This window comes from Heyndrickxia sporothermodurans (assembly GCF_003055045.1).
Taxonomy (GTDB): domain Bacteria; phylum Bacillota; class Bacilli; order Bacillales; family Bacillaceae_C; genus Heyndrickxia; species Heyndrickxia sporothermodurans.
This window is the reverse complement of the sequence record NZ_NAZB01000021.1, coordinates 153,208-167,897: the sequence shown is the minus strand read 5'-3', so window position 1 is coordinate 167,897 and position 14,690 is coordinate 153,208. Positions and strand designations below refer to the sequence as shown.

Here is a 14,690-nt window from a genome sequence, read left to right as displayed (position 1 = left end):
ATTGGAGCGGAAGGTACGAGACTCCTGCGGGATCAGCTGGACAGATGAGACCCCGCAAGAGCGAAGCGATGAGGAGGCTCATCGCAGAACCGCGAAAAAGCGAGTACCTGCAGCGGAAAGGAACGGTCATTATTTAAAAACAAAACCGAAATATTTCCCAACAAAAAGGCGAAACTAAGTAATGGAAGAATTTTTGTCGGGAAGGTGAGTACATGAAAAAGAAATACTGGATAATAGCTATAATGATTGGATTCTTTCTTTTTACAAATACAGAACCACTATTCGCAAAAACAGAATCGGTCAAAATAGCATTTATAAGACACACGAATTTATGGCTGAAAGTAGGAAATAAAGAACAACAAATCACAAAAGAAGGAAATGTAAGCGGTCCAAAATGGTCAGCCGACGGCAAGTGGATTGCCTTTAAAAAAGGAAAAGAACTTTGGACATATAATACACAATCAAAAAAGCAATTTCGCTTATATGGGGGAGAAGCTTCAAATTATCAATGGTCCCCGAAAAAGAATATTATTGCCTTTCAAATTTTTAATGATATTAACATGATCGATGTAGAAAAACGAAATAAAGGATTTGAAAATGTGGCATCCGGTGTGGGCAATTATTCATGGTTTCCAAACGGAAAGGAATTTTTAGCCTCTTCGATATCGAATTTGCTGCCAACAGGTTGGACAAGTGTTGAATTATACAAAATTCCACTTGATGCAAAAATGAACCCTGCCAAAATGGAGCATTTCTATACATTACCTAAACAATCTTCTGACTTTTTTGCCATTCAAACGAGCCGTTTTAAATGGTCGGCTAACGGTATGTGGATTGCTTTTTTGGCCACACCAACAGCTTCCTGGTCGATGGACAACGATATGCTTTGCATTATCCGAACTGACGGAACGAACTTTACAAAACTTGAAGATATGATTTTAAACGAGTCATGGTTTCAATGGGCATCGGATAAAAATTATTTAGCATACATCGGTGGCGAAGGAAGAATGGCCATTGAAAATAAGCATTTAAATATAAAGATACTGCCAGCATTAAAAACGAGCTCCTATACCCCTAAAGGCTTTGTCGATTGGGATTTTACTTGGCAAGATCCATCGCTTCTTACAGTATCGAGAGCGAAGGAGACGGAATGGTCGAATAATCCTAAGAAAAGACCGCTTCCATCTTTATACAAAGTCGATACGAAACAGAATGAGCAGGCAAAGATTACCTCTCCTAATAAAGGATTTGGAGATTATCACCCTATATATATTTCTTCTATCAATCGACTAACCTGGCTTCGTTCAAATCGAAAAACGACGGATATGTGGATGGCTAAACCTAATGGGGAGACGGCGAAAATCTATATTAAACAAATTGATACAGTACCAGATTATTATGAAAAAAGAAATTGGGATGATGTTGTAGACATCTTTTACCAGTAACTACAAGTAAAATAAGAATTCCACTACATGATTTATCTATGTCCTTCATACATTGTTGTAAGAGGATTGTTCCTTAACAGTGTTCTCTATTAATCATAATGGAGACCGAGGAAAAGGGGGATATTGATGAATCATGAAGATGAAAAAGCCTTGGAATATGCCATATCTGAAATAACCGAAATTGCGACTGGATTTGGTTTAGATTTTTATCCGATGCGTTATGAAATTTGCCCGGCAGATATCATTTATACGTTTGGGGCATATGGAATGCCAACCCGATTTTCGCATTGGAGCTTTGGAAAACAATTTTTTAAAATGAAACTTCATTATGATTTGGGACTTAGTAAAATTTACGAATTAGTGATCAATTCAAATCCATGCTATGCCTTCTTACTAGATTCCAACTCACTTATTCAAAACAAATTAATAGTTGCACATGTTCTGGCACACTGTGATTTTTTCAAAAACAATGTTCGCTTTCAAAATACAAAGCGAGACATGGTTGAAAGTATGTCAGCTACTGCAGAACGGATTCGCGCATATGAAATTAAATACGGCAAAAGTGAAGTGGAAAAATTTATCGATGCTGTACTTGCTATTGAAGAACATATTGATCCATCGCTTATGAGGCCAAAACTAACTTGGTCCATTGAAGAAGAAGAGGAGTGGGAAGAAGAGAAAAAAACGTCCTCACCCTATGATGATTTATGGTCGTTAGATGAGAAAAAAGATAAAAAGCCTGAGCTAAAGAAAAAAATAAAGAAATTTCCTCCACAGCCTGAAAAAGATATTATGTTGTTTATCGAACAGTACAGCCGTGAATTAACGGATTGGCAAAGGGATATTATGACAATGATTCGTGAAGAAATGCTTTATTTCTGGCCGCAGCTGGAAACGAAAATCATGAATGAAGGCTGGGCGTCGTATTGGCATCAACGAATCCTTCGTGAAATGGATTTAACAAGTGATGAGGCAATTGAATTTGCCAAATTAAACGCAGGCGTCGTCCAACCATCCAAAACAGGAATTAACCCGTATTATTTAGGTGTGAAAATTTTTGAAGATATTGAGGAGCGATACAATAATCCGACCGAAGAAATGATCAAACGCGGAGAAAAGCCGGGTTCAGGCAGGGAAAAAATGTTTGAAGTGCGCGAAATTGAAGGGGATATTTCCTTTCTTAGGAATTATTTAACGAAAGATTTGGTTATGCGGGAAGATATGTATCTTTTCCAAAAGCAAGGTCGGGATTATAAAATTGTTGAAAAAGATTGGAAAAAAGTCCGTGACCAGCTAGTAAATAGCCGTGTAAATGGCGGTTTTCCATATATTACAGTAAATGATGGCGATTATATGAAAAATGGTGAATTGTATTTAAAGCATTGGTATGAGGGGATCGAATTAGATTTAAAATATTTAGAAAAGGTCTTGCCATATATACATCAAATATGGGGAAGAACAGTTCATTTAGAATCGATAGTAGAAAATAAGGAAATGTTATTTACGTATGATGGACGTAGTGTACAAAGGAAATATTTATGAGAAAGTAAAAAAGGGTTGCCTGACAACCCTTTTTTACTTTAGTCTTCTAAATCTCCGAAAGACCCAAAAAATTCATAATGAATATTCTCTTTAGGAACACCCCAGTCTAACAATGCACGGTTCACAACTTTCATGAAAGGTTCCGGACCGCAAAAATAGAATTGTGAATCGTTATTTGGCAATATTTCTTTCATCCATTCTAATGTAATAAATCCTTCTTTATCAAAAGCTTTATTTTTTTTGTCTTCTTCTGTCGGGTGTGAGTAAATGGAATAGGCTTCAACATTAGGCTCTTTAGCCGCTACTTGTTTAATATAGTCCTTAAACGCTTGAACTTTCCCATTCATGACAGCGTGAATAAAATATACTTTTCTGTCCGGTTGTTTCTCAATAATCGTATTTAGCATACTCATTAATGGCGTAATTCCCACTCCTCCGCAAATTAAAACAACGGGAGTATTACTATTCATATCGAGGTAGAAATCACCGGCTGGAGCGGAAATAGGGAGAATATCCCCTTCGTTAAATAGTTCATGTAAATCTGTCGAAACAACTCCTGGTGGAAGTTCTTCCGATTTTGGATCTTCCCGTTTTACACTGATACGATAATAATCATTTCCAGGGCGATCGGATAAACTATATTGCCGTAAATGAGTATACTTCTCTTTTTCAATATCAATTTTTACGGTGATATATTGACCCGGAATATATTGAGGTAGTTCTTTTCCATCTTTAGGCTTTAAGTAGAATGAAGTGATCACTTCACTTTCCTCCACTTTACGATCAATAATAAAGTCTTTGAATCCGGCCCAGCCCCCGGGCTGGGTTTCTGCTGTTTTATATAAACGGTTTTCCATCCGGATAAATACATCGGAAATCACTTCATATGCATCTGCCCAGGCATCGATAATCTCATCTGTTGCTGCATCGCCAAGCACTTCTTTTATCGCGCCTAATAAATTTTCGCCAACAATTGGATATTGCTCCGGTTTAATTTGTAAACTTCGATGTTTTTGCCCAATTCGTTCTAAAACAGGCATAATGGCACTCATATCTTCAATATTAGCAGCAGCTGCATATACGGCATTTGCTAATGCTTTCGGTTGATGGCCAGTAATTTGGTGTGTCATATTAAAAACATTTTTCAACTCGGGATGATTTTCAAATAATCTTTTATAAAATCGCTTCGTAATTTTTTCACCATGTTCTTGAACGATCGGAAGGGTTGCTTTAACGATTTCTAATTTTTTTGGGTCTAATTTTTTTACAGTATTTAGTATATCTTTCCATTCATGTTTTTCATCTATTGCTTGATTCAAAGGTTTCAATCCTTTCCAAAGCTGAATAAATACATTTGATATTTTCCCCTTATACAAACGATTTACTAATGGGAATATTAGTTAGGGTGTGATCAATTTATGTCATTTCTTCCATACAGCTTGTTTCCCTTTTTAATTATTTTTAAAATGAAGATAAGTTAATTCCTCGAAAGGATGAAAATTATGTATAGAAAAAATAGAATTCTTCTGACCCTTTTTGCTGTGATTCTTGTTCTTTCAGCTTGCAGTAGTGTTAAAAATGAAAGCAAGGAATCACCAAAAAAGAAAACAGCAGAGCATACAATGCCGATGGGTGAAGAGACGGCGAGTAAAGATGTTTTACCAATGTTTTTGAATAATACATCTGAAACAGTGCAAACGATCTATCAAGCTGCAGCTTCACATCAGGAATTATTAGAGCATATGCCGTGTTATTGTGGTTGTGGAGAAATGGGACATAAAAACAATTATGATTGCTTTATCCAAGAGAATAAAAAAAACGGTGCCGTTGTTTGGGATGAACATGGAGTGAATTGTGATGTATGCTTAGAAATTGCGGCACAATCAATCGTAGATTACAATAAAGGCAAATCGATGAAAGAGATTCGCAAAACTATTGATGAAAAATATAAGGAAGGCTATGCTAAACCAACACCGACACCAATACCGGAAGTATAACAAGGGTGAACATTTAAAATGTTCACCCCTTAAATTTTTTACAATACTTGCTCGTCAATAGGAATAACCGCATCTTTTAATTCTTTTTCTAATTCAGCGGTATATTCTTTCGTTTGTTCAGGATCCCAACCAAACACTTCTTCCATTTTTGCAAGAACAGGCTCTTTCCATTTTTTTACCCAGATAATGTTAAAAAATAAGGCTCCTGTACGGCGAATAAAGAAGTCAACAGGTTTTAGGACCATTTCCTTTTCAATTGCATACATCAGTTGCGCATATACAAAAGGCGTTAACTGATTTTCGTCAAGTTCCTGATAATCCTTTGCATAGTCGAATAGATAATCAACATTTGTACCATATTTACTTGCAAGTGCATATCCTTCTTCTTCAGTTAAACCGAATTGAATCGCTTCCTTCGCTTTTTTAGTAATGAACAATTTGTAATTGGCGGAGCCGCCTAGATTCCCACCAGAAATGGGGAAGTGAACCGTTTGGCAAGGTTTAAGATTTCTTTGCTGTGTGACACATAATTCATTTGCCACTAGATCAATGACATTTTCAGCCATTTTACGGTATCCGGTTAATTTACCGCCTGCGATTGTAATTAAGCCGCTGTCCGCCTCCCATATTTCATCCTTCCTTGAAATATCAGAAGGATCTTTGCCTCGTTCGTATATAAGCGGGCGAACGCCTGCCCAGCTAGACTCTACATCGTCTTTTGTTATTTTTACATCCGGGAACATATAGTTAATGGCATTAATGACATAATCACGGTCAGATGAAAGCATTTTTGGATGAGCAGTATCTTTATCATAAAATGTATCAGTTGTTCCTACATACGTCTTACCATCACGTGGAATAGCAAAAATCATTCGTCCATCCGGTGTATCGAAATAAACTGCTTGTCGCAATGGAAAAACAGACTGGTCAAAAACAAGATGAATGCCTTTTGTTAATCGTAATTGTTTATTATTTTTCGCGTAATCTTTTCCTCTTACTTCATCGACCCAAGGTCCTGCAGCATTTACAAACTTTTCAGCATGAATTTCTACTTCTTTATTTGTTAATAAATCACGAACAATTACACCAATAATTTTTTTGCGTTCATCATAAATGAATTGTTCCGCTTTCGTATAGTTAGCAACAATTGCCCCATTTTCCACGGCAGCTTTGATTACTTCTATTGTTAATCTCGCATCATCTGTCCGGTATTCGACATAATAGCCTCCACCTTGTAGCCCTTCTTTTTTAATTAACGGTTCCTTCTGTAATGTTTCTTCAGCAGATAACATTGTCCGGCGTTCTGTTTTTTTTACTTGTGCTAAAAAGTCATAAACTTTCAGCCCGATCGAAGTGGTAAAAGCTCCGAAAGTTCCCCCTTTATGGAAGGGAAGAAGCATCCATTCGGGTGTAGTTACATGCGGGCCATTTTCATAAACAATGGCACGTTCTCTTCCTACTTCTTTCACAACATTTATTTCAAATTGTTTTAAATAACGGAGTCCTCCATGGATTAGTTTGGTTGAACGACTTGATGTTCCGGCAGCAAAATCCTGCATTTCTACTAAAGCAACTTTCAAGCCGCGTGTAACAGCGTCCAAAGCAATTCCAGCACCGGTAATTCCTCCACCGATAATAAGAAGATCGTATTTATCCTTGCTCATTTGTTCAAAGTTTTCAGTTCGGGTAATTTCTGAAAAAGTGTTTTTCATTTGAATTCCCCCTTTTTAAGATAGTTTCCCTAAATCATAAGTAATAAAAGTAGGAATACAAAAAGAGACCACAACAAGCATATTAGTAATCGTACTAAAATGTTGTGTGGTCTCTAATCTCCAACCAAATAATTAACTTAACTTCATTCTATCATAATTTTCTTAATAGTACTATAAATTTATATGCAGGATCTGTCGCCTATTTGAAAGCAGCCTTTTCAAAAGCAAGTTTTATCGCAAATCCGACTAAGACTGCTCCTGTGATCCCTTGAATAAATTTTTGTGTTTTCGGCTTTTTCATAAAGACATTGATTCGTTGAATTAATGTAATATATAGAATGAACCAAATCGCGGTCAGAACGATATATGTGATTCCCATTATAAGAAATTGACTCCACGAATTCTCCGCTGGATTTAAAAACTGTGGTAAAAAGGTTAAAAAGAATACGGCAACTTTTGGGTTAAGTAAATTGGTTAAAAAGCCTTGGAGAAAAAACGAATGGCCTTTGCTGCTTTTTATTTCAGACATATCACTGTTCATGTCTTGCTTGATGGATAATAATGTTTTTATCCCTAAATAGATTAAATAGATGGCTCCTGCATATTTAATAATCGAAAAAAGAATAGCAGATTTAACGATTATTGCTGATAGCCCAACGATAACAGCAAAAGTATGAACACAGAGTGCGCAACACGTTCCAAAAAGGGTTTGAAATCCACCTTGTTTTCCGAAACTTAATGTATTTTTGGTAGTAATAGCGGTATCAGGACCTGGTAAAATAATTAAGCAAATACACATAAAAGCAAACAAAAGAAAGTTAGACACATTTATCAGCTCCTTTTATATCACTCTTTTGAATATTTTATATTTTACCACGTCATACTGGTATTGAAAATGTAAAAAAACAGTGTCCGTTCCTTTCCGCTGCAGGTACTCGCTTTCCGCGGGGCTGGTGATGAGCCTCCTCGTCGCTTCGCTCCTGCGGGGTCTCATCTATCCAGCTGATCCCGCAGGAGTCTCGTACCTTCCGCTCCAATCCACTCTGCGCTTTGTTAAAAGCAACAACCTTTTTAAAAGAGACTTTTATTTAAACCAACCCTTTTTCATAAACCATGCGGACATTCCTGCTCCAATTAAAAACATGATGAATAGAATGATGAAATAGCCAAATTTCCAATGTAGTTCGGGCATGTAATCAAAGTTCATTCCATAAATACCTGCGATTAGTGTTAGCGGCATAAAGATGGTGGTAATGACGGTAAGAACCTTCATGACACGATTGGTTTGATGTGCATTTAATGAAAGATAACTGTCTCTAATATCTGCCGTTAATTCCCGACTGGAATCAATCATTCCGGCAAGTTTAAGCAAGTGATCGTGGATATCGGCAAAATAGGCGATTCTATTTTGAATCCCTTCTAAACGGTGTGAATTTAACATGCGATATAATAAATCGCTCATAGGTGTGACTGTATTTCGCATCGAAAGCAAATCATGTCTCGTATCAAATAAACTCTCTAACAACACTTCCATTGTTTCATTTTTAGAATTGTCCTCAATTTCGTTAAGCCGATCTTCAAGCTTATAAATAATCGGAAAATAATTATCAACAATTTTGTCCATCACTTCATATAAAATATGATACGAATCCCAATTTTCAAAGGATTCGCTTTCGCTAAAACGAGTCCATACATCAAAAATTTCCTTTGCTTTGTGATGGTGAAAAGTGACGATGAAATTTTCTCCTAGAAAGATATTGATTTCTTCTTTTACTAATTCATCGGGATGAAGACTATGCATAACAAAAAATGTATGATCTTCGTAATAATCTAATTTTGGCCTTTGAAGTTTATGAATACAGTCCTCAATTGCCAAAGGATGAAATTTCAATGGATTTCTTAGTTTCAGAATTTCTTCCTCTGTAGGACGATCGAAATCTATCCAATACCAAATATATTTGGAAGAAGATAGTTCCTCAAGCGGAACATCATGTAGTAAATCATAAGTTATTGTAACTGCTAATGTTCTAATCATGGGTATACTCCTTACTAAAAATTACTCTTAGTTAGTATGCCCCATTTTACCCACAATTGGTAACTTTATATGACTTGGATATTGCTCTGAATGGAATATCGTTTGTTCTGCTATTACCCATTCCGTGTCAGTTGCCGGATCGTTTCCTGTATTATGATTCGGAAATGAAGCATTTTTTGCTCCGGATGTAATGGCAATACGGATACGATGTCCCTTCTTAAATAAATGAGCAATTTTCGATAATTTTATTTCATACTTTTCAATTTGATGTGGTGTTACCAATTTTGGGCTTTCATACGACGTTCGATATCTAGCGCGAACCATTCCATCAGATAGGCGAATGGAATTCCCTTTTTCATCGACATCTGTTATCCGAATTAACCAATCGGTGTCTTTTGCAGAAGTTGCTGCATAAATGATTGCATAAATATCCCCGGCGATTTCAATTTCATTCTGCAAAGGCTCAGAAGTATAGACTAAAACATCCTTTCTTGTTTCTACGTCACGATAATTTTCCGGAACACTGCACTCATTTTCAGACACATCTATTAAATAGGGGGCAGGGTCCTTTGGGTCAAAAAGATAATGATCACAGCCATCAATTTTTGAAGGGGAAGTGCTTATTTTGCCATCACCAAAGCTTGTTTGGGCGCTACTATTACTTTGAATATAATAGTTTGTTAAATGTACGTTGCTTGGCGGCCAGTTGTTAGCCTTTTTCCATTGATTCTCACCAACTGTATAATAGTCAACAGCTGTTTCTGTGTCCACACCATTTTCAATTCCTTTCAAAAAGCGATCATACCAACGCTGACATAATAGATCAAGATCATATCGAATCGCATTTAAGCCAAATTGGACATGATGAATTTCTCGTGTAGCATTTGAATTATGATACCATGGGCCTAAAATTAATCTTTGATTCTCACGATTATGTTTCTGATTTAGCTCCCATGCCTCCGTCGTTCCATTTCCATCATCATCATACCAACCAGAAATATAGAGGGAAGGTACATTGATTTTTTCACCAAGTTTTGACCAATCAAAAGATGCCCAAAACTCATCATAATCGGGATGTTTCATCCACTCATTCCAAAAAGGAATGTTAAAACCAAGCGCTTTCTCCGGAATATCCTTAAGCGGACGAATAGCTAGCACTTCATCCCAATCATCTCGTTTTAATGCATCTCTATTCGTTTTTTGCTTCGCCATCATAAAAATCCATGCCATTAATCCGGAAGAATAAAGACCGTCTTTTCGCGGTAAATCTCCAAATGGAGTGCCGGCCGTAACAATGCTTATAATAGCTTTTAAATGGGGGTTTCCACTTGCAGCCGCTGCCCATTGAACAAAACCGCTATAGGAGGAACCTATCATCCCAACATTCCCATCTGACCAGCTTTGGGAAGCGATCCAATTAAGTGTATCATCACCGTCATTCATTTCATGATACATCGGCAGCCATTCTCCCTCGGAATCTTCCCGTCCTCGCACGTCTTGTGAAATAACAGCAAATCCCCGTTGGACAAAACGTAGTTTATTCAATCCGTATGACATTCTTCCGTATGGCGTTCTAATTAATATCGTTGGGATTCGTGTTCCCGTTTTCAAATTTTTCGGCAGCCAAACCTCTGTTGCTAATCTCACGCCATCCCGCATTTCAACATCGATTTTTCCGATATGCTCGATCTCAAATGAAGCACGAGAAAGTAACGGATCATTCCACATTTTTAGCGGTGTTAAGTGTTCGTACCCAGGTACAACTAAAACCGCACTATCGACTCCCTCGTGATAAAGGAAGGCAATTATTTGATTGAGCTCAATTACTAAATCAATTGGTTGCTTTTCTCCGGTCATCGCATATATCCAAACAGAATCTGAGACCTTTTCGTATCTAGTAAACTGTTCACCAGAATTCAGTAATACAGTTTCACTCTCAGTCCAGTTCACATGCCTTGCCTCATGGAGGATGTTTTGGATTTTCTCCAAAGAAAAGACACATGAATTCATATTTTTATTTATAGCCCGAATCTCTATTTTTTCTCCCATTCGTATTTTCGCTTGTAATATCCCCGAAACATAATAGAAAAGCTCCAAACAAATCATCTCCCACTCTTTGTATAAATAACAATTCTTGAAATAGTTGTATATTCCTTTTAAAAATTTACAACATTCATAATTTTTAATGATAAAATACAGTATAATGACCTTACATAGCAATAGAAAGTGACAAAAGGGGGAGATACAAAGTGAAGCCTCTTATAGGAATCACAGCGAATGTTGATTTTGATTGGAAACATACATTAGGAAATGACTATTTACAGGCTGTCATCCAGGCAGGCGGCATTCCAATCATATTGCCGGCCGGAGTGATTGGAGATGCGGCACATTTAGCGAAAAAATTAGATGGGTTAGTTTTATCAGGTGGGGGAGATATTGATCCTACATTATTTGGTGATGAACCTCATCAAAAACTAGGGTCGATTTCACCTGGAAGGGACCATTATGAAATAGAATTAATTCAACATATGCTTAAGCTCGATAAACCAATCTTAGCAATATGCAGAGGAATTCAAATATTAAATATTGCTGTTGAAGGGGATATGTACCAAGATATATATAGTCAGATTGACTCTCCAGTCATTCAACATACGCAAAATGCGGTAAGATACCATTTGTCTCATTATGTTCAAGTAGAAAAAAATAGTTTACTAGCGGAAATTGCTGGTCAAGTTCAATTTAAAGTAAACTCATTTCATCATCAGGCAGTCAGGAAAGTTGTGCAACCATTTGAAGTAGTAGCTCGTTCATCAGATGGTGTGATCGAGGCGATAGAAAGTAAATTACATAAATTTGTAGTAGGAGTTCAATGGCACCCCGAGCCATTGGCGGTCCACGGTGATCCAATCTCGCAAAGAATCTTTCAACGATTCATTCAATCTAGTATATGAGGTGATAACAATGCATATTATCGATCTACATTGCGATGCATTAATGAAATTAGCGGATGCAAAGGGTAAATTAAGCTATGCTGACTCAGCACAATTAGATACGAACAAATCTAGACTACAAAAAGGGGATGTAAAAGTACAAAGCTTTGCCATATTCATTGAACCAGACATTAAGTCTGATCAGAAATTTCAAGCTGCTCTTGATCAAATTTACTATTTGAAAAATGAAGTGTTAGCAAAAAACATTGAAATGAAACAGATTATGAATTGGCGTGATTTCGATCAATTAAAAGAAAATGAAATAGGTGCGATGCTTACCCTAGAAGGTGTCGATGCAATCGGAAATGATATTCAAAAGCTTAGTATTTTACATGAGTTAGGTGTTTTATCAGTTGGTTTAACTTGGAATAACGCAAATCTGGCAGCTGATGGCGCAGGGGAGCCCCGTGGTGCCGGACTTACTTCTTTCGGTAAAGAAATTGTGCAATTTAATAATCAGCATCGAATATTAACCGATGTCTCCCATTTATGCGAAAAAGCATTTTGGGATGTGATTGAAATAGCTGATTTTCCAATCGCTAGCCACTCAAATTCCAAAGTATTATGTAATCATGTTAGAAACTTAACAGATCAGCAAGCAAGAGCATTATTTGAAAAAGATGGCTTAATTCATGTTGTTTTTAATCCACCATTTATAAATGAAAGTGGTAAAGCAACTATTCCTGATCTTATTAAACATATTGATCATTTTTGTTCATTAGGCGGTGTAGACAAAATCGGTTTTGGTTCCGACTTTGATGGAATATCAACAAAGGTAACAAAATTAGAAGACTCCTCAAAATATCAAAACTTAGTGAACGAACTATTAAAATACTATTCCGAGGAACAAGTAAAAGGTTTCGCTTATCAAAACTTTCTCAATCATCGTCCAATTTAATTGAATATTTATCTCAAAGGCTTTCAGTTTATCTGAGTGCCTTTCTTATATTTATAAAAGTAATACTAAAAAACTTATTTTGAAACCGTATTGAAAATTTCGATAAATTAATATAATCTAAATATATCAATTGTTCGGTTGATGTAAATGTAACCGAATACATAGAGGGAGGTGCATCACGAAATGGGAAGATACATAGTTAAAAGATTCGTAGCCATGCTCATTACAATTTGGGTAATTACAACATTAACCTTTTTTTTAATGCATTCAATTCCTGGTTCCCCTTTTAATGAAGAACGAAACACAAATGAACATGTTCGAAAAAACTTAGAAGCACATTATCATTTGGACAAACCACTTTATGAACAGTATTTCACTTATCTCAAATCAATCGCACAATTTGACTTTGGACCATCCATTAAGAAACCGTCCCAAACCGTCAATGATATGTTAGGACGAGGATTTCCCGTTTCCTTTGAGTTAGGAATAACAGCGTTAATCATTGCTGTTATATCAGGGATTACATTAGGTGTTTTAGCTGCATTAAAACATAATGGAGTAATTGATTACTTAGCAATGACGATTGCAGTATTAGGTATATCGATTCCAAACTTTGTAATGGCTACACTTTTAATCCAACAATTTGCTGTCAACTGGCATCTATTACCCGCTGCGACTTGGGCAAGTACGAAGCATATGATATTACCGACTGCAGCTCTTGCGACGGGTCCAATGGCGATCATAGCACGCTTAACCCGATCAAGTATGCTCGAAGTATTAACGCAAGATTATATTAAAATGGCAAGGGCAAAAGGTCTATCTCCAGTAAAAATAATAATAAAACATGCACTTCGTAATGCACTAATGCCTGTTATTACAATACTTGGAACATTAACAGCAGGTATCCTTACTGGAAGTTTTGTTATCGAAAAAATTTTCGCCATCCCTGGAATGGGAAAATATTTTGTAGAAAGTATCAATACCCGCGATTATCCGGTAATTATGGGAACAACGGTATTTTACAGTGTTTTTTTAATATTAATGTTATTTGTCGTAGATTTAGCATATGGCATGTTAGATCCACGGATAAAGTTACATAAAAAGGAGTGAACTTGAGTGGGCGCTTTAAAACAAGAGGATCAGCAAATTAGTCCCAATATTCCAACCGAATGGTTCGTTCCAATAAATAAGAAAAATGGCGAAGCCGAAGCTGTTGTCCGCCCAAGTATTTCATATTGGCAAGATGTATGGAGAAGATTATTGAAAAATAAATTAGCGATGTTTGGGCTAATCATATTTATTCTTTTAATCATCATGGCGATTATTGGTCCGATGTTTTCTCCACAAAATGTAACAAAGGTCACACTCAAAGACCAAAATCTCGCTCCTTCATCCACACATTGGTTCGGGACGGATAATTTGGGGAGAGATGTTTTTACAAGGACTTGGTATGGAGCGAGAATTTCCTTGTTTGTAGGGGTAATGGCAGCCCTGATCGATTTCATCATTGGGGTCATTTATGGAGGAATAGCCGGATATAAAGGTGGAAAAGTCGATCATTATATGATGCGAGTTGTTGAAGTATTATATGGACTGCCATATTTGTTAGTCGTCATTTTGCTAATGGTAGTTATGGGTCCGGGATTGAAAACGATCATTGTCGCTTTATCAGTTACTGGATGGGTCGGTATGGCAAGGATTGTTCGCGGACAAGTGTTGCAAATCAAAAATTATGAGTATGTATTAGCTTCCAAAACCTTTGGAACGAAAACAGCACGAATTATCCGCAAAAATTTATTGCCTAACACGATGGGAACGATTATCGTTCAAATGACATTAACCGTTCCAAGCGCCATTTTCGCAGAAGCTTTTTTAAGCTTTATTGGCCTTGGGATACAAGCACCTTTTGCCAGTTGGGGAGTGATGGCAAATGATGGCTTACCGGCCATTTTATCTGGTCATTGGTGGACATTATTTTTTCCAGCATTCTTCATTTCATTAACAATGTTTGCTTTTAACGTTCTAGGTGATGGCTTACAGGATGCGCTAGATCCGAAGCTAAGGAGGTAGA

Annotated in this window: 12 protein-coding genes; 7 read left to right on the top strand and 5 right to left on the bottom strand. The window is 36.7% G+C overall.

Annotated elements, in window-relative coordinates; genetic code table 11:
- Positions 1–212 precede the first annotated feature (212 nt).
- Positions 213–1,445 (top strand): TolB family protein, encoded by a 1,233-nt coding sequence (locus tag B5V89_RS10720; protein WP_084347772.1) that lies wholly within the window; start codon positions 213–215, stop codon positions 1,443–1,445.
- A 126-nt stretch (positions 1,446–1,571) separates the two neighbouring features.
- Positions 1,572–2,987 (top strand): SpoVR family protein, encoded by a 1,416-nt coding sequence (locus tag B5V89_RS10715; protein ID WP_108071905.1) that lies wholly within the window; start codon positions 1,572–1,574, stop codon positions 2,985–2,987.
- A 38-nt stretch (positions 2,988–3,025) separates the two neighbouring features.
- Here B5V89_RS10715 and hmpA read toward each other — a convergent pair whose 3' ends face one another.
- A complete protein-coding gene (hmpA, locus tag B5V89_RS10710) occupies positions 3,026–4,306 on the bottom strand; it encodes an NO-inducible flavohemoprotein (protein WP_244913483.1) in 1,281 nt (426 codons plus the stop codon).
- Positions 4,307–4,489: 183 nt separating this feature from the next.
- Between hmpA and B5V89_RS10705 the strand changes: the two genes are divergently transcribed.
- On the top strand, positions 4,490–4,984 hold the full coding sequence (locus B5V89_RS10705) for a PCYCGC motif-containing (lipo)protein (RefSeq protein ID WP_108071903.1): 495 nt from the start codon (positions 4,490–4,492) through the stop codon (positions 4,982–4,984).
- A 38-nt stretch (positions 4,985–5,022) separates the two neighbouring features.
- Here B5V89_RS10705 and B5V89_RS10700 read toward each other — a convergent pair whose 3' ends face one another.
- From B5V89_RS10700 to B5V89_RS10685, 4 genes are all read right to left on the bottom strand, one after another.
- Complete coding sequence (locus B5V89_RS10700) at positions 5,023–6,696, bottom strand: glycerol-3-phosphate dehydrogenase/oxidase (RefSeq protein WP_181294650.1); 1,674 nt, start codon at positions 6,694–6,696, stop codon at positions 5,023–5,025.
- A 199-nt stretch (positions 6,697–6,895) separates the two neighbouring features.
- On the bottom strand, positions 6,896–7,495 hold the full coding sequence (locus B5V89_RS10695; RefSeq protein WP_084347793.1) for a LysE family translocator: 600 nt from the start codon (positions 7,493–7,495) through the stop codon (positions 6,896–6,898).
- Between the two features lie 285 nt (positions 7,496–7,780).
- Positions 7,781–8,731 carry a magnesium/cobalt transporter CorA gene (gene corA / locus B5V89_RS10690; protein WP_066233782.1) on the bottom strand — a complete coding sequence of 317 codons (951 nt, stop codon included), beginning with the start codon at positions 8,729–8,731 and terminating at the stop codon, positions 7,781–7,783.
- Positions 8,732–8,758: 27 nt separating this feature from the next.
- Positions 8,759–10,828, bottom strand: a complete 2,070-nt coding sequence (locus B5V89_RS10685; RefSeq protein ID WP_066233785.1) for a CocE/NonD family hydrolase — start codon at positions 10,826–10,828, stop codon at positions 8,759–8,761.
- A 152-nt stretch (positions 10,829–10,980) separates the two neighbouring features.
- Between B5V89_RS10685 and B5V89_RS10680 the strand changes: the two genes are divergently transcribed.
- From B5V89_RS10680 to B5V89_RS10665, 4 genes are all read left to right on the top strand, one after another.
- Positions 10,981–11,682 carry a gamma-glutamyl-gamma-aminobutyrate hydrolase family protein gene (locus tag B5V89_RS10680; RefSeq protein ID WP_066233788.1) on the top strand — a complete coding sequence of 234 codons (702 nt, stop codon included), beginning with the start codon at positions 10,981–10,983 and terminating at the stop codon, positions 11,680–11,682.
- Positions 11,683–11,692: 10 nt separating this feature from the next.
- Complete coding sequence (locus B5V89_RS10675; protein ID WP_108071901.1) at positions 11,693–12,619, top strand: dipeptidase; 927 nt, start codon at positions 11,693–11,695, stop codon at positions 12,617–12,619.
- A 183-nt stretch (positions 12,620–12,802) separates the two neighbouring features.
- Positions 12,803–13,729, top strand: a complete 927-nt coding sequence (locus tag B5V89_RS10670) for an ABC transporter permease (protein WP_108071899.1) — start codon at positions 12,803–12,805, stop codon at positions 13,727–13,729.
- A gap of 6 nt (positions 13,730–13,735) precedes the next feature.
- Positions 13,736–14,689, top strand: a complete 954-nt coding sequence (locus B5V89_RS10665; RefSeq protein WP_066233802.1) for an ABC transporter permease — start codon at positions 13,736–13,738, stop codon at positions 14,687–14,689.
- Position 14,690: the final 1 nt, after the last annotated feature.